This window comes from Curtobacterium sp. MCLR17_032, from assembly GCF_003234795.2.
GTDB lineage: Bacteria > Actinomycetota > Actinomycetes > Actinomycetales > Microbacteriaceae > Curtobacterium.
In genome coordinates this window covers 287508-305921 of the sequence record NZ_CP126268.1, presented here as the reverse complement: position 1 = coordinate 305921, position 18414 = coordinate 287508, and the positions used below count along the sequence as shown (strand labels likewise).

The 18414-nt window shown below is 71.6% G+C and carries 20 protein-coding genes; 7 read left to right on the top strand and 13 right to left on the bottom strand.

What is annotated here, in order from left to right:
* Positions 1-14: 14 nt before the first annotated feature.
* Positions 15-1319: an ABC transporter substrate-binding protein gene (locus DEI97_RS01500; protein WP_111076342.1), complete on the bottom strand. Its 1305-nt coding sequence runs from the start codon at positions 1317-1319 to the stop codon at positions 15-17.
* 161 nt (positions 1320-1480) lie between these two features.
* A complete protein-coding gene (locus DEI97_RS01495; protein WP_111076341.1) occupies positions 1481-2488 on the bottom strand; it encodes a LacI family DNA-binding transcriptional regulator in 1008 nt (335 codons plus the stop codon).
* 338 nt (positions 2489-2826) lie between these two features.
* Here DEI97_RS01495 and DEI97_RS01490 point away from each other — a divergent pair, with 338 nt between their 5' ends.
* From DEI97_RS01490 to DEI97_RS01480, 3 genes are all read left to right on the top strand, one after another.
* A complete protein-coding gene (locus DEI97_RS01490) occupies positions 2827-3522 on the top strand; it encodes a helix-turn-helix transcriptional regulator (protein ID WP_111075271.1) in 696 nt (231 codons plus the stop codon).
* Between the two features lie 117 nt (positions 3523-3639).
* Positions 3640-4059 carry a VOC family protein gene (locus DEI97_RS01485; RefSeq protein WP_111075272.1) on the top strand — a complete coding sequence of 140 codons (420 nt, stop codon included), beginning with the start codon at positions 3640-3642 and terminating at the stop codon, positions 4057-4059.
* A 125-nt stretch (positions 4060-4184) separates the two neighbouring features.
* Positions 4185-5513 (top strand): cation:dicarboxylate symporter family transporter, encoded by a 1329-nt coding sequence (locus tag DEI97_RS01480; protein WP_111075114.1) that lies wholly within the window; start codon positions 4185-4187, stop codon positions 5511-5513.
* Between the two features lie 167 nt (positions 5514-5680).
* Here DEI97_RS01480 and DEI97_RS01475 read toward each other — a convergent pair whose 3' ends face one another.
* The 7 genes from DEI97_RS01475 to DEI97_RS01445 form a co-directional block, all read right to left on the bottom strand.
* The gene (locus tag DEI97_RS01475; RefSeq protein ID WP_111075273.1) at positions 5681-6796 is read right to left on the bottom strand and encodes a Gfo/Idh/MocA family protein; all 1116 of its coding nucleotides are present in this window, start codon (positions 6794-6796) and stop codon (positions 5681-5683) included.
* Complete coding sequence (locus DEI97_RS01470) at positions 6793-7524, bottom strand: ThuA domain-containing protein (protein ID WP_111075115.1); 732 nt, start codon at positions 7522-7524, stop codon at positions 6793-6795. The genes DEI97_RS01475 and DEI97_RS01470 overlap by 4 nt, the downstream gene beginning before the upstream one ends.
* Entirely contained in the window at positions 7521-8714 is a 1194-nt protein-coding gene (locus tag DEI97_RS01465; protein WP_111075116.1) for a Gfo/Idh/MocA family protein, read from the bottom strand. Before DEI97_RS01465 ends, DEI97_RS01470 begins: the two co-directional genes overlap by 4 nt.
* 143 nt (positions 8715-8857) lie before the next feature.
* Positions 8858-9706 (bottom strand): class I SAM-dependent methyltransferase, encoded by an 849-nt coding sequence (locus tag DEI97_RS01460; RefSeq protein WP_111075117.1) that lies wholly within the window; start codon positions 9704-9706, stop codon positions 8858-8860.
* A 60-nt stretch (positions 9707-9766) separates the two neighbouring features.
* A complete protein-coding gene (locus tag DEI97_RS01455) occupies positions 9767-10138 on the bottom strand; it encodes a hypothetical protein (RefSeq protein WP_111075118.1) in 372 nt (123 codons plus the stop codon).
* An 8-nt stretch (positions 10139-10146) separates the two neighbouring features.
* Positions 10147-10749, bottom strand: a complete 603-nt coding sequence (locus DEI97_RS01450) for an Asp23/Gls24 family envelope stress response protein (protein WP_146248154.1) — start codon at positions 10747-10749, stop codon at positions 10147-10149.
* Positions 10746-11303, bottom strand: coding sequence for an RNA polymerase sigma factor (locus tag DEI97_RS01445; protein WP_111075120.1), 558 nt, complete (start codon positions 11301-11303; stop codon positions 10746-10748). Before DEI97_RS01445 ends, DEI97_RS01450 begins: the two co-directional genes overlap by 4 nt.
* 175 nt (positions 11304-11478) lie before the next feature.
* Here DEI97_RS01445 and DEI97_RS01440 point away from each other — a divergent pair, with 175 nt between their 5' ends.
* The 4 genes from DEI97_RS01440 (at position 11479) to aqpZ (ending at position 13583) form a co-directional block, all read left to right on the top strand.
* Entirely contained in the window at positions 11479-11733 is a 255-nt protein-coding gene (locus DEI97_RS01440) for a hypothetical protein (protein ID WP_111075121.1), read from the top strand.
* 222 nt (positions 11734-11955) lie between these two features.
* Positions 11956-12411: an Asp23/Gls24 family envelope stress response protein gene (locus tag DEI97_RS01435; protein ID WP_111075122.1), complete on the top strand. Its 456-nt coding sequence runs from the start codon at positions 11956-11958 to the stop codon at positions 12409-12411.
* Positions 12412-12532: 121 nt separating this feature from the next.
* A complete protein-coding gene (locus DEI97_RS01430) occupies positions 12533-12733 on the top strand; it encodes a hypothetical protein (RefSeq protein WP_111075123.1) in 201 nt (66 codons plus the stop codon).
* Positions 12734-12791: 58 nt separating this feature from the next.
* Positions 12792-13583: an aquaporin Z gene (gene aqpZ / locus DEI97_RS01425; RefSeq protein ID WP_111075124.1), complete on the top strand. Its 792-nt coding sequence runs from the start codon at positions 12792-12794 to the stop codon at positions 13581-13583.
* Positions 13584-13645: 62 nt separating this feature from the next.
* Here the strand turns inward: aqpZ and DEI97_RS01420 are convergent, their stop codons facing one another.
* From DEI97_RS01420 to DEI97_RS01400, 4 genes are all read right to left on the bottom strand, one after another.
* Positions 13646-14683 (bottom strand): LacI family DNA-binding transcriptional regulator, encoded by a 1038-nt coding sequence (locus DEI97_RS01420; protein ID WP_111075125.1) that lies wholly within the window; start codon positions 14681-14683, stop codon positions 13646-13648.
* 64 nt (positions 14684-14747) lie between these two features.
* Positions 14748-15998: a Gfo/Idh/MocA family protein gene (locus DEI97_RS01415; protein WP_111075126.1), complete on the bottom strand. Its 1251-nt coding sequence runs from the start codon at positions 15996-15998 to the stop codon at positions 14748-14750.
* 127 nt (positions 15999-16125) lie between these two features.
* The gene (locus DEI97_RS17700) at positions 16126-17829 is read right to left on the bottom strand and encodes a GrpB family protein (RefSeq protein WP_111075127.1); all 1704 of its coding nucleotides are present in this window, start codon (positions 17827-17829) and stop codon (positions 16126-16128) included.
* Positions 17830-17912: 83 nt separating this feature from the next.
* On the bottom strand, positions 17913-18311 hold the full coding sequence (locus DEI97_RS01400; protein WP_111075128.1) for a hypothetical protein: 399 nt from the start codon (positions 18309-18311) through the stop codon (positions 17913-17915).
* Positions 18312-18414: the final 103 nt, after the last annotated feature.

Here is an 18414-nt window from a genome sequence, read left to right as displayed (position 1 = left end):
CCGGTGAGCCGGGGTCAGCCGGTGACGGCCTTGACGCCGTCGGCGTACTGCTGGCCGAGTTCCTCGTTGACCTGCTTGGGCGAGCTGCTGCCGTTGAGGACGCTCTGCAGACCGGCGTTCAGCTGGTCGTAGAACGTCGACGTGGGCCAGTCGGGGTAGTACCCGAGACCGTCACGCTCGGTCAGGGTGTTGAAGTTCGCGATGAGCTCCTTGCTCTTCGCGTCCGTGATGTCGGATTCCTTCGCCGCGACCGGCACGCCACCGTTGTTGCCGATGATCGCCTGCATGTCGGGACGGAGGGTGATGTCGATGAACTTCTCGGCCAGGGTCTTGTTCTTCGCCTTGGTCGGGACGACCCAGAGGTTGCCCGAGGACCCCGGCGACATCTCGGCGCCCGGGTACAGGAAGGTTCCCCAGTCCTGCTTCATCTCGGTGGTGAAGCGGCCGTACCACCACGAGCCGGAGAAGAACATCGGGTACTTGCCGCTGATGAAGGCAGTGCCCGCGTCCTCGGCCTTCATGCCGGTGGCGTCGGACGAGATGTAGCCCTTGTCCGTCCAGTCCTTGATCGTCTTCGTGGCGTACGAGATCTCCTCGTCGGAGAAGTCGACCGGGTTCTTGTACAGCTGGTAGTCGTCCACCCAGTCGCGGTCCGCCTTCGACAGGGCGAGTTGGTACCAGAGCTGCCCGAGCGGGTACTCCGCGGCGGACTCGGCGAGCGGGGTGACGCCCTTCGACTCGAACGTGGCCATGGCCTGCTCGAGGTCGGCCTGCGTCTTCGGGACCGCGACGCCATACTTCTGGAACAGCTCCTTGTTGTAGTAGAACTCGACGTACTCGCCGTAGTCGGGCACGCCGTACCAGGAGCCGGAGCCCATCACGCCCTTGTCGTCGTAGCGGGCAGTCGTCTGCAGGGACTTGGCGAGCTTGTCGTCCCATCCGTACTTCTTGACGGCGTCGTCGAGCGGGCTGAGGAGGCCCTGGCTGGCGAGCAGGCCGGCGGTCGCGTTGCCCTTGTTGTACTCGATGAGGTCCGGGGCCTGGTCGGAGTTGAGCGACTGGCTGGCCGTCTTCCGGATCTGCTCGAAGCTCTTCTCCTGGAACTCGACCTTCGCGCCGGTCTCCTTCTCGAAGACCTTGATGGACTCCTTCCAGGCCTTGCCCATGGCGGAGTCCTCGGACTCGAAGTGCCAGAGCTTCAGGGTCTTGCCGTCCTCGTTGCTGCGGTCGTCGGCGCTCCCGCCGGCCGAGCAGCCGGTGAGGACGACGGCGGTCGCGGCGAGCCCGGCGAGTGCGCCGAGCAGGCGTGACTTCTTCATGTCGCTACTTCCTTGTAGGGGGGATGGCTTGTCGGGGGTGATGGCTTGTCGGGGGTGATGGCTTGTCGGGGTGATGGGGGTGGGTCAGGATGATCGAAGCGCTTCGACAATGCAGCGACGAAAGCGTCGGGCCGATGTGTCCATCGACCGTTCGAAGCCGGTCAGTGCACCGGTCGGATGGACCCGCGGTCGATGAACCGCGGTCGGAGGAGGGTGACGCCCGGTTCGCGGGCACCGTCGACCTGACGGACGGCGTCCTCCACGGCGCCGCGACACATCTCCTCGAGCGGGAGGGGGATGGTGGACAGGGGGACCTCGAGCCGGTCGGTGTCGTAGCTCGCGCAGGCGGCCACGACCGACACGTCCTCGGGGACACGGACACCCCGCGCCACCAGGTGCGCGAGGACGGCCTCGACGACGGGCTCGTTGCAGTGGAACACGAGCGCGGTCATGTCCGGCAGCCCGGCGAGCAGCTCGTCCGCCGCCGCACGCTGGTCGGCGCGGTCGAGGGACGGGTACAGCGCCAGGGTGGCGATGCCGGCTGCCCGGCACTCGTCCTCGAACGCGTCGGCGAAACGGCGGATGAAGCCGGTGTGCCGCTCGACGTAGGTGGCGGGGTGGCCGATCACGCCGATGCTGCGGTGCCCGGCGGCGGCGAGTGCACGGACCGAGGCGCGACCGGCCTCGGCGAAGTCCAGGTCGATGCAGCTCAGGCCCGTGGTGTCACCCGGCACGCCGACGAACGCGGCCGCGGCACCCGAGCGACGCACGACCTCGGCGCGCTCGTCGTCCGTCGAGACCCCGAGCACGACCACCCCGTCGACCAGCGAGCTGTCCACCACGCGGCGGATGCCGGTGACCTCGTCGTCGCGGGCCAGGAGCAGGACGTCGTCGTCGTGGGCCCGTGCCGCCTCGACCACCGCGGTGACGAAGCGCATGTGCGTCGGCAGGTGTGCGTCCTGCCGGATCGGGGCGGACAGGGCGAGGATGTTCGTACGGGCGCCGGCGAGCATGCGTGCACCGGCGTTCGGCCGGTAGTCGAGCTCCGCGACGGCCTGGTCGATGCGCGCGCGGGTCGTGGCGGAGATGCTGCGCTTGCCGGAGAGGGCGTACGAGACGGTCGAGATCGAGACGCCGGCGGCCTTCGCCACCTCGTGGATCGTCACCATGTGTGCACCTCCTCGTGCTCGTCTCCGTCGTGTCTTCCGTGCCGACCCTCGGCGCCTGTGAAGCGCTTCGATCGGCTCGCGACGGCGACGCTAACAGCGTCGAAGCGCTTCGCGCAACCATTTGTCTGCGATGCCAACAAATGGAGCGCGCCACGGGCCTCCCGGCTGTCCGGCCCCCGCGGCCGCCTGCCCGCCCGCCCGCCCGCCGGCCCGCCGGCCCGCCCGCCCGCCGATTTCGCGCCCAGCGACAGAACGCGCCCTCGCCGGCCCGAGCCGTGTCGCTGAGCGCGGACCGCGCCGCGGCCGGCGGCGAGGACGACCTGTCGGATGATGGACCGGTGAACCGGACCGACCGCCTGTACGGCCTCGTCGAGGAGTTGCGTGCGGTCTCGCCGCGTCCGCGGAGCGCTCGACGTCTCGCGGAACGGTTCGAGGTGTCGGTCCGGACCATCGAGCGGGACCTCGCCGCGTTGCAGCAGTCGGGCCTGCCGATCTGGGCGGAACCCGGCCGCACCGGCGGGTACGTCATCGACGCTTCGGCAACGCTCGGCCCAGCGGGGTTCACGCTGGACGAGGCGCTCGCGGTGCTGATCGGACTGGGCGGGCTCCAGCACAGCCCGTTCCGGCAGTCGGCCCGCACGGCTGCCCGGAAGGTGCTCGCGGTCATGCCCGACGGCGATGCTGCACGGGCCAGTGCGCTCGCGTCCCGGGTGCACTTCCTCGAGAGCGACGACGCCGTCGTCGTCCCGACCGCGTTCGCGGCGGCCCTCCGGTCGGACCGGGTCGTCCGGTTGCGCTACCAGGACGCCAGCGGGGCGGAGTCCGTCCGGGACGTCGAGCCGCTGGGGTCCATCGAGAAGGACGGACAGTGGTACCTGGTCGCCTGGTGTCGGCTGCGTGACGGAGTGCGGGCGTTCCGGGGAGACCGGATGCGCTCCGTCGAGGTCACCGACGAACGACCCTCGAAGCGCTCCCTCCGCCCAGAGGAGCTCGCGATCCCGTACGGACGGCTCCGGTCCGTCATGGACGACTGATCCGTCACGGACGACTGGTCCGTCATCGGGTACGTTCCGGGAAACACCGACAGGACGCTGTCGCGACTCCCCGTGAAGCTGATGCTCCCACTGCACCAGCACCACCGGAGGAACCACATGTCGTTCGCATCCATCCGCATCGTCACCGACGACCTCGACGGCCTCGTCGCCTTCTACGAGCGGGTCACCGGACAGCAGGCCGAGCGCCCCGCGCCGGTCTTCGCCCAGTTCAGCGGGCCGGGCGCGCACCTCGCCATCGCCAGCACCGCGACCGTCGCGATGCTGGGCGGCGCCCTGGTGCCGGCGACCAACCGATCGGTGTTCATCGAGTTCGAGGTCGCCGACGTCGACCGTGACTTCGCCGACCTGCAGCTCGGGAGCCAGGACGTCGTCCTCGAGCCGACCACGATGCCGTGGGGCAACCGCTCCGCACTGGTGCGCGACCCCGACGGCAACGTCGTGAACCTGTTCAGCAGGCCCGCCGCCGATCGGGCCCAGGACGACCGGACGAGCGGGCCGCCCCAGCTCGCCCACTGACCCGGGGCCTCCCGACCGGACCGAGGCGCCGTTCAACCGCCGTCGCCGTTCCGCCGACGGCGCCGTTCCCGGAGTGGGAACACAGACGTAACGCGGGCGAAACGGGCCCACGCTGGGGTGGAGGCATGGACCTCACCACACCGGAACGTGCCCCCGCTCGCTGGTACCGCTCGCTCTTCGTGCAGATCGCGATCGGGGTGGTCCTCGGCGTCGTCGTCGGGGTGACCGTGCCGTCTGCGGCTCCGGTGTTGAACGTCGTCGGTCAGGGGTTCATCCGGCTGATCGAGATGGTGATCGCACCGCTGGTCTTCATCGTCGTGGTCACCGGCATCGTCCACGTCGGTGACCTGCGGTCCGTGGGACGCATCGCGGGCAAGGCGATGACGTACTTCGTCGTCGCCTCGACGTGCGCGCTCGTGTTCGGGCTGCTGGTCGGGAACCTGGTCCGGCCGGGCGCGGGCCTCCGGATCGACCCGTCGTCGTTGGACGCCTCCGCGGTCACGGCGAAGACCGCCGGTGGGGAGATCCCGGACGCCGGCACGTTCATCCTCGACCTCATCCCGTCCAGCGTCGTCAACGCGTTCGCGACGAACGACATCCTGCAGGTGCTCGTCTTCGCGGTGTTCGTCGGCGCCGCGATCGCGGCGATCGGACCGGAGCGGACGCGCCCGTTGGTGCGCGGACTCGACCTGTGTCTCGAGGTCGTCTACCGGATCCTGGGCTGGGTGATGCGGCTGTCCCCGCTCGGCGCCTTCGGTGCGATGGCGTTCGTGGTCGGGCAGTACGGCGTCGCGACGCTCGGCTCGTACGGGCTGCTGATCGCTGCCTGCTACGCCGCTGCGGCGGTGTTCATCGTGCTGCTCCTCGTGGTCGGGCAGCTCCTGTCCGGCGTCCCCGTCTGGCGGTTCGTCTGGCACACGCGTGCCGAGTTCGGGCTCGCGCTCGGGACCGCGTCGACCGAGGCCGTGCTGCCGCGGATGATCACGCGCCTCACCGACGTCGGCGTCTCCCGCAGCGTCGCCGGGCTCGTGGTCCCGACCGGCTACTCGTTCAACCTCGACGGGGCGGCGATCTACCTGTCGATCGCGCTGCTCTTCCTGACCCAGGCGTTCGGGGTGCCGCTCACCCTCGAGCAGCAGGTCGCGGCCCTCGGGGTGCTCCTGCTGACCTCGAAGGGCATGGCGGGCGTGCCGGGGTCGTCCTTCCTGGCCCTGTCGGCCACCGCGACGAGCCTCGGGCTCTTCCCGGTCGCCGGCGTCGCGTTGCTGCTCGGCGCGGACCGGATCATGGACTCGATGCGCGTGAGTGTGAACCTGCTCGGCAACTGCGTCGCCGCACTCGTCGTGGCCCGCTGGCAGGGTGCCCTCGATCGTGAGCAGGTCGACGCCGTGCTCCGCCCGCAGCACGGCGCGCCGGCGAGGACGCTCCTGCCCGAGACGACGTCGCTCTCCTGACCCGCGCCGCGGTCGAGGCGCGACCGGCGCGACGGGTCAACGCCCGACGGGTCAGCGCCCGACGGGTCAATGCCCGACGGTTTTCGCGTGCAGCGACAGGACGCGCCCCTGCAGGGCCGAGCCGTGTCGCTGGACGCGAGCCTCGCGGAGCCGCCACCGCGCGCCGACTACCCCAGCGGGACCGCCGCCGGCCGGGAGGCCCGACTCGCCACCTCGACGACGGTTCGCTCCCGCCCCGCGGTCGCGATCGACTCCATGACGTCGAGCACGTGGAACGCCAGCTCGCCCGAGGCCCGGTGCGGCTGCCCCGAGGCGATCGCCCGCGCCATGTCAGCCAGGCCCACCCCGCGCCCGGCGTCGCGGTGACCGGCGAGGACGGGGAGCTCCTGGAAGGTCCGGTCCTCGGCGGTGGCGATGCGGGTCGGGTCCGAGAACCGGTTCGGGTCGGCGACCGACAGCGATCCGGCGGTGCCGTGCACCTCGAACAGCGGGGACTCGGTCGCCCACACCTCGAACGACAGCGTGATCGTGGAGACGACGCCGTCCTCGTGTTCCAGGACCGCGACGACGTGCGTGTCCACGTCGACCGGCAGGACCTGCCCGGCGTTCGGCCCGGTGGCGACGGTCCGCTGCCGCGTCGACCGGGTCGTGCTGCCGCTGACCCGCACCACGGAGCCGAAGAACGTGACGAGGCTCGTCAGGTAGTACGGGCCCATGTCGAGCAGCGGGCCGCCGCCCGGCTGGTAGTAGAAGCCCGGTGCGGGGTGCCAGAGTTCGTGGCCCGGAGCACTCCAGGACACCGCGGCGGCGACCGGGGTGCCGATGCGGCCGGCGTCGATCGCAGCGCGGGCGGTCTGGATCCCGGTGCCGAGCACGGTGTCCGGGGCGCTGCCGACCCGCAGACCCGCGGCGTGGGCGGCGGCGAGGACCGGCTCGGCCTCGGCGGTGGTCAGGGCCAGCGGCTTCTCGCCGTAGACGTGCTTGCCCGCGGCGAGTGCCCGGGTGGCGACGTCGGCGTGGGCGGCGGGGATCGTCAGGTTGAGGACGACGTCGACGTCCGGGGACGCCAGCAGCTCGTCGACGCCGAGCGCCTGGACACCCTGTTCGTCGGCGACGGCTGCTGCCCGGGCGGTGTCAAGGTCGGCGACCGCGGTGAGCCGCAGGTCCGGCAACGACGGGAACTGCTCGAGGTACTGCTTGCTGATGTTCCCGACCCCGACCATCCCGACCCGCAGCGGTGCGGTGGCACGAGGTCCGGCACCACCTTCGACCCCGGCGCTCATCGGGCTGCCCACAGCAGGCCACGCTCGATGATGGTGCGGACCGGCTGCGACTCGACGATCTCGATCCGGTGCCCGGGCGCCGAGACGAAGATGCGCCCCTGGCCCCACTGCCGGGTCCAGATCGCGGGCGAGGTCACGGGACGGTTCCACGCGTCCCAGGCACGGGCCTCCTGGGTGGTGGTGGCGAGGACGTCGTCGTACTCGTCGCTGAGCACCCAGTACTGCTCGCTGACCAGGTCGAAGTCGTCGATGCCCTGCATGATCGGGTGCTCGCGGCCGAGGTCGGTGACGTGCACCGTGTAGGGGATGTAGTTGTCGGACTGCTCGCCCACCCGCTCGTCCGGGTGTTTGCCCGCGTGGTGGGCGAACTGGCCGCCGATCATGTGGAGGTAGTCGGCGTTGTCCCGGTACGAGTCGGCGATGCCGCCGTGCCAGCCGGCCATCCCGGTGCCGGCGAGGACGGCGCGCTGCAGGCCGTCGAACTCCTCCTTCGCGATGGTCGACATGGTGTTCACCTGCACGACGAGGTCGATCGTGTCCATCACGGACTGGTCGGCGTAGACGGCGGTGCCCTCCTCGACGCGGACGTCGAACCCGTGCTCGCGGAGGAAGGGGATGAACAGCTCGGTGGTCTCGACGGGCATGTGCCCGTCCCAACCGCCGCGGACGACGAGTGCCTGGCGTTGCACGGGAGGTGCTCCTTGCGGATCGGGGGAAGGGAAGGTCATCGGGTGGGGATCGGGGTCCAGGCGCTGCCGTCGGCCGCGCTCCGCTGTACGGCGTCCAGGACGTCCTGCACGTGCAACCCCACGGCGAAGGACGGCTCGGGCTGCTGCCCGCCGGTGATCGCGGTGACGAAGTCGACGACCTCGTGCACGAACGTGTGCTCGTAGCCGATCGGGTGCCCGGTCGGCCACCAGTTCGCCATGTACGGGTGCTCCGGCTCGGTGACGAGGACCCGGCGGAACCCCTGCTCCCCCGCCGGCGCGGTCGTGTCGTACACGCGGAGTTCGTTCATCGCCTCGAGGTCGAAGGCGATCGCCCCGGTGGACCCGCTGATCTCGATGGTCAGACCGTTCTTCCGCCCGGTCGCGTACCGGGTGGCCTCGAACGTGGCGACGGTCCCGCCCGGCCGAGCCGCGCCTCCCGTCAGTCGACCCGTGAACCAGGCGGCGTCGTCCACGGTGACCTGTCCGCGCTGGTCCGAGGCGGTGCCGGACAGGCCGACGCCGTCGGCGAGCAGCGGGCGCTCGTGCACGAACGTCTCGAGCGTGCCGCTGACGGAGGCGAGCGTGGCGCCGGTGATGTGTTCGACCAGGTCCACGGCGTGCGCGCCGATGTCACCGAGTGAGCCGGACCCGGCGAGCGAGGCGTCCAACCGCCACGTCATCGGACCGTCGGCGTCGGTGAGCCAGTCCTGCAGGTAGAGCGCGCGGGCGTGGCGGACCTCGCCGATCCGGCCGGCCTGCACGAGCTGGCGGGCGAACGCCAGGGCCGGAACGCGCCGGTAGCTGAAGCCGACCATCGAGCGGATCCCGCGCGCGGCGGCCGACTCGGCGGCGGCGACCATGGCCTCCGCCTCGGCGACGGTGTTGGCGAGCGGCTTCTCGCAGAGGACGTGTTTGCCGGCCTCCAGGGCCGCGATCGCGACCTCGACGTGCGAGGAGCCGGGCGAGCAGACGTCGACGACGTCGATGTCCGGGTCCTCGACGACGCGGCGCCAGTCGGTCTCGGCACGCTGCCACCCGAAGCGGGCGCGGGCGGCCTCGGTGCGCTCGGGGTCGCGTCCGACGACGACGGTCATCTCGGGTTCGCGGTCGAGCGGGAAGAACCGCGGCGCGACCCGCCAGGCCTGTGAGTGGGCGGCTCCCATGAAGCCGTGGCCCACCATCGCGACCCGCAACCGGTCATCCGTCATCGCATGCTCCCTCGCATCGTGCGTCCGCCGTCGACGCTACGGACGGGCGGGTGGCCTGGACAAGCCGGACGGGAGGATCGGAAAACTTTCGTGGGACGGGTCGCGCCCGCGGGTGGCCTGCTGAGGGCGGTCCTGCCGGCAGCTCAGTCGCGGGTGGCGACGATGGTGAAGGTGGTCGGGATGCGGTCTCGGTCCGCAGCGGGCCAGACCCAGTCGCCGTCCGCCGCCTGCTCCATCCGCGGGCTGAACCGCCACGGCAGCGTGCGGCCCTCGTCGAGTCGGCGGAGGCGCAGGCCGGCACCGAGCAGGGCGTTCACGATCTCGGACAGCGGGTGCGGCCACTCGTAGGTCCGGGTCCGCGCGACCGTGCCCTCGCCCGCGTAGGTGCTGGCGTCGTCCCACTGCTGGGCGGTGCCGTCCGGGAAGTACCGGTGCCGGGTGACCAGCTCGTCGGCGTTCTCGTCGAGCGCGAACAGGGCCGGGTGGCCGTCGCGGATGAAGAAGACGCCGCCGGGTCGGAGCAGTCCGGCGACCTGCGCCGCCCACCGGTCGAGGTCCGCCAGCCAACAGATCGTGCCGATGCTCGTGTAGACGACGTCGAAGTCCCCGGCGACCGCGGCCCGGGCGTCGAGGACGTCGGTCTCCACCCAGGTGACGTCGACGCCGGCTCGCTCGGCCAGGGCGGCGGCGGACACCAGCGCCGGATGGGAGAAGTCGACGCCGGTGACGCGGGCACCCTCCCGGGCGAGCGAGACGGTGTCGGTACCGATGTGGCACTGCAGGTGGCACAGGTCGAGTCCGGCGAGCGAACCACCCGGCAGCCACGGGGTGAGCACCGGGAGGTCCTGCCGGACGACGTCGGAACGGTGTGCCGGGTCGGCGTAGGCGTCGAGCCCGTAGGCACCCTCGTGGATCGGCACGCGGTCGTCCCAGTTGGCGCGGTTCGTGTCGCGGGCGTGCTCCCAGTCGACGTCGACGTGGTCGGTGCTCATGCGCCCGACCCTAGCGAGCCGTGCGTCCCGGCCGCGACCGTGCCCTCGGTGGGTCCGTCGTCAGACCAGGTCGGCCGCGACGTCGTCCGCCGTGATCCCGACGGTGTCCTCGACGAGCCGCACGACGACCGTGATGGTGTCCGGTCGGGGGCCGGGCTCGGCGTCCACGACGGAACGGATGCGTTCGCCGACCTCGCGGACGGTCTCCGTCGCCGGGCGGGCGCCGTCGACCGCGACCTCGGCGGTGATCCGCACCGCACCGCTGCCGCGGTGCACGTCCACCATCGTGCCCGGGTCGCGGATCTCCAGCTGGGCGGCGACGGCGTCGGCCGCGACCTGCACGAGCGACTGCGCCGGGAACACGTGGCTGACGCCGTCGGTCGCACGGGCGAGGTCGGTCAGGCGGCGGGACAGCTCGCGGTCGTCGGACACGGGTGCTCCTAGGGGACGTAGACGTCGTCGAAGGTGACGTCGATCTGCTCGATGACGAGTTCGGTGTGCCGGGCGAGCACGTCCGCGACCCGTCGGCGGAGTCGCTCGGCCGTCTGGTCGGCGACCTGCCCGTACGCGATCGCCGCGGTCAGTTCGACCGTGACCGGCGAACCCGGGGTCGAGACGTCACCGGTCAGGGTGCAGCGTCCCATCACGATGCCGCCGGTGGTGTCGCCGGCGCGACGGACCAGGTTGCGGACGGCCGCCTCGGTGAGGGTGAGCCGCAGCCGGGGGTCCGGGTGGCTGACGGGGACGTCGCGGCCGGAGGTGATCTCGGCCCGGATGGTGGCGAGCAGGCCGTCGATCCAGCGGTTCTCACGGTCGGGGTCGGGGTCCGTGTCGCCGCGTCGCTGCATGGCGCCGATCGACAGCTCGCGGAGGCGCTGCATGTTGGACAGCGCCAGACGGCAGGCGGCCGAGGACTCGATGTCGGGGTCACGCGGGGTCCGACCGCGGTCCAGGTAGTCGGCGAGCTCGTCGAAGGTGTGGCCGTCGAGGTCGGCGTCGGCGGGCATGGCGTCAGCGGGCAGGGTCTGGTCGTCGTCGCTCATCGCCACGCCTCCATCTCCCGGAGCAGGAACTGCCGCGCCCGAGCGAGGAGCCCTCGGACCGTCGAGACCGGCAGCTCGAGCGCTTCGCTGATCTCCTGGTAGCTGTACCCGGCTGTCTCCCGCAACAGCCAGCAGCGACGCTGGTCGGCAGGGAGCCGGTCCAGCGCAGCCCACATCGCGTCGAGCTGCAGCCGCGCCTCGACGATACGCTCCGGGCTCTGTGCTGGGTCGGCGGACTGCTGCAGGTCGTCGACGTCGTCGTGGTGCCGACGTCGGCGGAGGCGGTCGATGGCCTTGCGGGTGACGATCTGCATCATCCACGGCCGGAAGTGGGCGGGTGTGTCGAGGTCGGACAGTCGACGCCACCCGGTGAGGAACGACTCCTGCACGACGTCGTCGGACTCGACGTTCGACCCGAGCATCTGCTCGGCGTAGACGCGCATCAGCGGCCCGTGTCGGCGGGCGAGGACCGCGAACGCGGGCACGTCGCCGTCGGCGGCACGGACGACGAGCGTCGAGTCGTCGGCGCGGCCGAGCGGGTCGTCGTCGGTCATCCTCACCTTCCGGTCTCCGGGACCATCCGAGGTCCTCAAGGCCGCGTCCGTTGCGGGTCGACGGCCGCATCCGAGCATGCACCGTCATCCCCCGACGCGCCTGCGTGCACCGGGTTCGTGACGGAACGCCCGCTCGACTCGTCCTACTGGAGGACCGCACGACAGGAAGCAGACGATGCACGACCGTTCGACCGCCGATCCCCGGCTCGAGACACCCCGCGACGCGCCCGACGAAGCACCCGACGCCACGAACCACGAACCGCCCCTCGGAGGCCCGGCACCGCATGACGACGAGCGCTGCCCGAGCCGCTTCGACCGCTGGCACTGCGGGCTGCAGCAGGGGCACGGCGGACTCCACGTGGCCGAGGAGCAGAAGGGACGCACCACCTGGAACGACGCCCTGGACGGCCACGACCTCAGCGCGCTCTGACCCCACTCGGTCGCGTCGGTCGGCGAAGAGCGGGAGCCGCTTCCCGAATGTCCGTACGGCTCGATCCGGGCACCGGGGGACAAGGAGCCAGCCGGTTGACGCACTTCCTGGAACGCTGCTGGAAGTCGTGACACGGCCGTGACGATCGTCCTCTCCAGCCCGTCTCATCCGTGAACAGCACCCGCTGGGAACGCCCGGCGGGCCACTCGGAAGGAGACAGCAATGGCCGACACCACGACCACCCCCAACACCCTCGCCACCAGCAAGTCCGGGGCGAACACCGGCAGCCACGCCGCGACGGGCAAGACCGTCATCGACGACACCGTCGTCTCGAAGGTCGCCGGCATCGCCGCCCGCGAGGTCAACGGCGTGCACTCGCTCGGTGGCGGCGCAGCCCGTGCCATCGGCGCGATCCGCGACGCCATCGGCCAGCGCGACCTGGGTCAGGGCGTCAAGGTCGAGGTCGGCGAGAAGCAGGTCGCCGCCGACATCACCATCGTCGCCGAGTACCCGGTGAAGCTGCAGCAGGTCGCCGAGGGCGTCCGCTCGTCGGTCTCCCGTGCACTGGAGCAGATCGTCGGCATGGAGGTCGCCGAGGTCAACGTCACGATCCAGGACGTCCACATCCCGGGTGACGACGACAACGACGACGACAAGAAGGAATCGCGGGTCGAGTAGCCGCGCACGCGGGGCGGCACCACGACGGTGCCGCCCCGACCCCCACCGCGGTCGAGCGACCGGGTGACGCGGGACCGGCCGACCGGCCGTGCTCGGAGCACCACCGACAAGGAGTACCCCCATGCGCAACCGCCTCATCGTCACCGGTGTGATCACCCTCATCGGCTTCTTCCTGGGCTCCCGGTCCAACCGACCGGTCGTCAAGAACGGCGGGTCGTCGAAGCGCGAGACCGCCCGCCGGATCTGGAACGACCCCCGCGCCCGCAAGGGACGCAAGAAGCTCGGCAAGAAGCTCGTGAAGGCCGCCCGCAACCGCCGCTGACCGCCCCCAGAAGAACACCACACCGCACAGCACCGAGAGACCAGCGAGAGGAACGCCCGTGGCCCGCGATCGTGAACCCGTCAGCACGTCGACCTCCGAGCAGCGCCGAGAAGACGCTGCCGCCTGGTCCCCCGGTGCCCGGTACCTGGCCGAGTTCTTCGGCACCTTCCTGCTCGTCCTGGGCGGTGTCGGTACGGCGCTGTTCACCGCGGGGTTCCCGAGCACGACGGACAACCAGACCGGTGTCGGGTTCCTCGGTGTCGCGCTGGCGTTCGGCCTCGCCGTGATGGCCGGCATCGCCGCCGTCGGGCACATCTCGGGTGGCCACTTCAACCCCGCGGTGACCCTCGGCCTGCTCGCGGCCGGACGCACCGACGGCCGCCACGTCCCCGGGTACCTGGTGTCCCAGGTCCTGGGCGGGCTCGCGGCCACGAGCGTCATCGCCGCCGTCCTGTCCGGCAAGCAGGGCGCGTTCAGCGCGGCGGTCGACTCCGGCTTCGCGTCGAACGGCTTCGGCGCCTCGAGCCCCGGCGGCTTCGGGCTCGGGTCCGTGCTGCTCGCCGAGGCCGTGCTCACCGGTGTCTTCGTCGCCGTCATCCTGTCCGTCACGGCGAAGCAGGAGTACCAGGCGCTCGCCCCGATCGGCATCGGGCTGACGCTCACCCTGATCCACCTGGTCAGCATCCCGATCAGCAACACCTCGGTGAACCCGGCACGGTCGATCGCGACCGCGGTCTACGGCGGTGCGGTGCCGCTCGGGCAGCTGTGGGCGTTCATCGTGGCGCCGATCGTCGGCGGCGTCGTCGCGGGCATCGTCGTCCGCCTCGTGCGTCGGCGCGACCGGCACTGACGGCTCGGTCCGCATGCGGATGACGGGAGGCGGTCACCGGTCCGGTGGGCCGCCTCCCGTCGTCAGCGACCTGCGTCGGGACACCCGCACGAGCGTCGGAGGACGAGCTCGCCGGGGAACAGTTCGTGCGCGTGGTCACGGTCGGTCGCCAGCAGCCGCGTGACCGCACTCCGCGCCATCTCGTCGACCGGCTGCCGGAAGGTGGTCAGGCCCGGCCAGGCGTACTCCGCTTCCGAGGAACCGTCGAAGGACGCGATCGCGATGTCCTCCGGCACCCGGACGCCGCGCTCGTGGAAGGCCCGCAGCACACCCACCGCGGTCCGGTCGGACGCGACGAAGAACGCCCGGGGCGCCCGACCCGGGTGCGCTGACCGGTCGTCGACGATCCGGTGCCCGGCGTCCCGACCGCCCGGGCGGGTGACCTCGGCCGCGACGAACGGCCCGGCCGGTACCCCGGCAGCGGCGCAGGCCTGCAGCCACCCTATGTACCGCGGCTCGCTCGGGTCGTCCTGACCGACGAACCCGACGGATCCGTGGCCGTGCTCGAGCAGGTGCGTCGTCGTTGCGACCGCCCCCGCGCGGAGGTCGGTGCCGAGGCTGGCGACCCCGCGTTCCCGGGTGGCGACGTTGAGGGCGATCCACGGCAGGCCGACACGGTCGAGGGCCGTGCTGTCGAGCGGCTTGTCCCCTGCCAGCACGAGCACGCCGTCGATCTGGCGCGCGGCGAACTCGCGGAACCGGGCGAGCACCTCGTCGGGGTGGAAGGACGTGGCCGTCGTGTACAGGGCGTACCCGCGGTCGCGAGCAGCAGCCTCCAGGGTGCTCGCGTACTCACCGAAGAACGGGTTGGTGAAGACGGGGTCGCTGCTGCTCGGCACCAGGAAGGCGAGCGTGTCGGCCGAGCCGGAGCGCAGGGCGCGTGCGGCCTGGTTCGGCCGGTAGCCGAGCTGTTCGACGGCGGCCAGGACCCGTTCCGCCGTCGCGGCGGCGACCGGCGCCGTGCCGTTCAAGGTGTAGCTGACGACCGCGTCGCTCACTCCGGCGAGCCGGGCGACGTCCCGTCGGGTCGCCTTCCGTGGCGCCGGCGTCCGGTCGGTCATGCCCTGCTGCTCCGCACGGAGGCCAGCCTAGGGCGGCGCGCACGCGGTCGCGCCGCCTGGCCGGTCACGCTCCGGACGATGCGCTCCGGACCGGCAGCGGCGACCCGACGGGCACCGGGGCGTCCCCGAAGTCGGGGATCGGCAGCCGTGCGCCGTCCTGCAGGGCGGACTGGAACGCGATCAGGCCGGGGAGCGTGTACCGCGCTGCGACCCAGGCGTTGACGGTGGGCAGCGTGCCGCCGGCGACCGCGCGGACGAAGTCGTCGACCAGGAACCGGTGGCTGCCCTCGTGTCCGTCCGGGGCGACGTCGAACTCGGACGGTAGGCGCTCGGCCTCCGCCTGGTGCACCTTCGCGTGCCCGGAGCTGAAGGCTTCGCGGAGGGACGGCGCGATGTCCGCCAACAACGGGTCGTCCAGACCGATCGCGGGCTCCGAGGCGAGCAGGTCGGAGACGTCCTGCACGCCGTCCTTGTCCTGCCAGACCGAGGTCTCCGCGAGCTGTTCGAAGCTGCCCTCGGTGCCGAACCAGCGGAAGCGGCTCTCACGGATCGGGGACGGGTAGCCGACGCGGCGGAACTCGTTGATGCGCATGGACCCGCCGCCGTCGAGCTCGAACAGGGCGGTCATGTTCGAGAAGTCGTTGTCGAACATGCTGACCTGCTTGTCGAACACCCCGTCGTCGCGGTCGTCGCGCACACCGATGCAGCTGACGCTCGTCGCGTGCCGGGGCATGGCACCCAGGACGCCGCCGATCGCGTGCGTCGGGTACCACATCGGCGGGTAGCTGGCAGTGGCCTTCCAGTCGTCGCCGCCGCTGTACTTGTACGCGTCGTAGAACCCGAGGTCCATGTCGTGCAGGTAGTCGCCCTCGGCGTAGAACACCCGGCCGAACGCACCCTGCTCGGCCTTCTGGCGTGCGAAGACCGTCGCCGGGTTGTACTGGCTGGTCTCACCCATCATGTAGGTCAGCCCGGTGGCGGACACCAGGTCGATGACCTCGGCGATCTCCTGCTGCGTCACGGCCATCGGCACCGCGGAGTACACGTGCTTGCCGGCCTGCAGCGCCCGGGCGACGATCGGCCCGTGCGTCCACCGCTGGGTGAAGACGGCGACGGCGTCGATCGCGGGGTCGGCGAGCATCGCGTCCAGGTCGGCGTACGTGCCGGCGAGGCCGAGGTCGTCGACCAGGCGCTGCGCACGGCCCTCGACGACATCGGTGGCGTACACGGCCGAGATGCCCGGGTGCAGCTGGAACAGTGCGGCGAAGTGGGACGAGAACTGGCCGGCACCGACCATGCCGAGGGTGAACGTCATGTGCTGTCCTCCTGTGCGTCGTTGCACACCGCCGGGTCCGACGGAGCGTGCAGTCAGTGTGACGGCGTGGGTTTACTCGTGTCAACCCATGGTTCGCTTGCCCTGCCGAATCAGCAGGAACCTGGCGTTACCCGGGTAACGCAGCCGCTGCCCGTGCACGCCCCATCACGGCACGGATCACGTCGGTCTTCGCGTCCGCGTAGTCGTTCATGTCGTCCCATGTCCCGCCGAGCAGCGCCCGCTTCGTCTGCTCGTACAGCGCCCGGTCGTCCGGGTCGCTCCGCAACCGGTCACGCAGCAGCAGGTAGTCCTCGACCGCGGTCGCGCCACGTTCGTAGACGTGCACGTGGACGTCCCGCGCCGGCGTCCGCACCAGCCGGTGGCCGGGTTCCCGGACCCGCAGCTCGTACCCGGCGCCCAGCAGCGGTTCGAGGTACGCGGACTCGTCCGTGACGTCCGGCACGACGACGACCAGGTCGACGATCGGCTTGGCGGCGAGCCCCGGCACCGAGGTCGACCCGATGTGCTCGACCCGCACGTCGAGCGCGCCGACCGCGCGGAGGATCCGATCCCGGTGCTCCGTGAACGTCACCGCCCAGGCCCGGTCGTACTCGTGCAGGCCGACACACAGCGCCTCGGGCCCGCCGATGATCTCGACGGTGGTCACGTCACGGCGCTCGTCGGCCAGCACGTGGTCACGGACGGGAGGCTCGTCCCCCGTCCCGACAGCGGGTGCGGCCGTCGAGTCGCGGACCACGAGCGTCGTGGCGAGCTCGACCCGGACCGGCTCGCCCGGCGCGTCACCCGCGTGCTCGTCCGCACCCACGCCGGCGTGCTGGCGCAGCGCCATCCGGGTCGCCCGCTCCGCCATCTCCTGCAGGGGCTGCCGGATCGTCGTCAGTGCGGGCCGTGCCCACCGTGCGGGAGCGACGTCGTCGAAGCCGACGACGGACAGGTCCTCCGGCACCCGGAGCCCGAGCGACCGTGCGGCATCGAGCACGCCGAGGGCCTGCAGGTCGTTGCCGGTGACGATCGCCGTCGGCCGAGGGTCGGCGGCCAGCAGCTCGCGGGCCGCGCGTTCGCCGTCCTCCCGGCTGAACCGCGCGACGACGACGGACGGATCGGGCGCACCGGACGGGACGGGCGCATCGGAGGGGACGGGCGTGGCGGCGGCGTGGCGGGCCTCCAGTCCGGCCGCGGCGAGCGCCGCACGGTGCCCGGCCAGCCGGTCGACCGCGCAGGCCATGTCGAGCGGCCCGGCGATCGCCGCGATGCGGGTGTGGCCGAGGTCCAGCAGGTGCTGGGTCGCGGCCGCTCCCCCGGCGGTGTTCGTCGCGCCCACGACGGGGACGTCGGCGGGCGGGTCGCCGACCGGGTCGACGACCGTGAACGGGATGCCGCGGGCACGGAGCTGGTCGCGACGGCCCGCGGTGAGCGCGGAGAACTGCAGCACGATCGCCGCGGGTCGGCGGTGCAGGACGCCGGTGATCCAGTCCTCGCCGACGGCGTGGTCCGGGCCGAGGGCGGAGAGCGACAGGGCGTACCCGTGCTCGCGGGCGACGGACTCGACCCCGCGGACGATCTCGATCGACCATTCGCTGGACAGGTCCTCGACGACGAGTTCGACGAGCGAGCCGGGGCCGGGCGGGGTGTCGCGCTGGGCGTAACCGGAGGCGGCGAGCAGGTGTTCGACGCGCTCCCGGGTGGGTCCGGAGACGCCGGGGCGGCCGTTCAGGACCTTCGACACGGTGGCCGGGGACACCGACGCACGGCGCGCGATGGCCTCGAGCGTGGGGCGCGAGCCGGACCGTTCCGCGGGGTCGATGGACATGTGCCGAGTATCCCAGGGCGGGTCGGGGTGCCGGCGGCTGCGCAGCGGATCTGTGGATGAGTGCCGGTGCTGGCAGGACGATCTCAGAAGTCGTTCTCGAGCACCATCTTGTCGAAGTCGCCGTCGGCGCACTCCGACACCCCGGTCAGGCTGTACCCGTCCTCGCGGGTGAGCAGCTGGATGGACGTGGTCGGCCCGCCGTGGCCGATGACGCTCGTGATCGGGTGCTCGCCCCTGCTCTCGTACCGCCGGGTGGTCATGCCCTCGGCCTCCCACGACTTCTGCACCTCCGCGAGGTCGGCCTCGCGGTCCCCGGCTCCGTCGCGGTCGAGGATGAGCTTGTACGTGACGCCGCGGCCGTCAGCAGAGCCCGGACACATGCTCAACGCCGGACCACTCCGCACCGTCCAGTTGCCGCCGACGGCGGCAGTCGTGCGGTCGACGACGGTGCGTATGGCGGTCTTCGCTTCGCTCGGTTCCATGGAAGGTCCTTGGTGACAGCTCGTGAGCAGGAGTGCAGCTCCAGCAAGTGCTGCAACGAGGGCAGATCGACGGATCGTTCGACGCCCCGTCACGGCAACACCG

What these genes read in the sequence shown, in the direction of transcription:
- DEI97_RS01500 (WP_111076342.1), bottom strand. Translation starts at nt 1,319, where the DNA reads ATGAAGAAGTCACGCCTGCTCGGCGCACTCGCCGGGCTCGCCGCGACC.
- DEI97_RS01495 (WP_111076341.1), bottom strand. Translation starts at nt 2,488, where the DNA reads ATGGTGACGATCCACGAGGTGGCGAAGGCCGCCGGCGTCTCGATCTCG.
- DEI97_RS01485 (WP_111075272.1), top strand. Translation starts at nt 3,640, where the DNA reads ATGTCGTTCGCATCCATCCGCATCGTCACCGACGACCTCGACGGCCTC.
- DEI97_RS01480 (WP_111075114.1), top strand. Translation starts at nt 4,185, where the DNA reads ATGGACCTCACCACACCGGAACGTGCCCCCGCTCGCTGGTACCGCTCG.
- DEI97_RS01475 (WP_111075273.1), bottom strand. Translation starts at nt 6,796, where the DNA reads ATGAGCGCCGGGGTCGAAGGTGGTGCCGGACCTCGTGCCACCGCACCG.
- DEI97_RS01470 (WP_111075115.1), bottom strand. Translation starts at nt 7,524, where the DNA reads ATGACCTTCCCTTCCCCCGATCCGCAAGGAGCACCTCCCGTGCAACGC.
- DEI97_RS01465 (WP_111075116.1), bottom strand. Translation starts at nt 8,714, where the DNA reads ATGACGGATGACCGGTTGCGGGTCGCGATGGTGGGCCACGGCTTCATG.
- DEI97_RS01460 (WP_111075117.1), bottom strand. Translation starts at nt 9,706, where the DNA reads ATGAGCACCGACCACGTCGACGTCGACTGGGAGCACGCCCGCGACACG.
- DEI97_RS01450 (WP_146248154.1), bottom strand. Translation starts at nt 10,749, where the DNA reads ATGAGCGACGACGACCAGACCCTGCCCGCTGACGCCATGCCCGCCGAC.
- DEI97_RS01445 (WP_111075120.1), bottom strand. Translation starts at nt 11,303, where the DNA reads ATGACCGACGACGACCCGCTCGGCCGCGCCGACGACTCGACGCTCGTC.
- DEI97_RS01440 (WP_111075121.1), top strand. Translation starts at nt 11,479, where the DNA reads ATGCACGACCGTTCGACCGCCGATCCCCGGCTCGAGACACCCCGCGAC.
- DEI97_RS01435 (WP_111075122.1), top strand. Translation starts at nt 11,956, where the DNA reads ATGGCCGACACCACGACCACCCCCAACACCCTCGCCACCAGCAAGTCC.
- DEI97_RS01430 (WP_111075123.1), top strand. Translation starts at nt 12,533, where the DNA reads ATGCGCAACCGCCTCATCGTCACCGGTGTGATCACCCTCATCGGCTTC.
- DEI97_RS01420 (WP_111075125.1), bottom strand. Translation starts at nt 14,683, where the DNA reads ATGACCGACCGGACGCCGGCGCCACGGAAGGCGACCCGACGGGACGTC.
- DEI97_RS01415 (WP_111075126.1), bottom strand. Translation starts at nt 15,998, where the DNA reads ATGACGTTCACCCTCGGCATGGTCGGTGCCGGCCAGTTCTCGTCCCAC.
- DEI97_RS17700 (WP_111075127.1), bottom strand. Translation starts at nt 17,829, where the DNA reads ATGTCCATCGACCCCGCGGAACGGTCCGGCTCGCGCCCCACGCTCGAG.
- DEI97_RS01400 (WP_111075128.1), bottom strand. Translation starts at nt 18,311, where the DNA reads ATGGAACCGAGCGAAGCGAAGACCGCCATACGCACCGTCGTCGACCGC.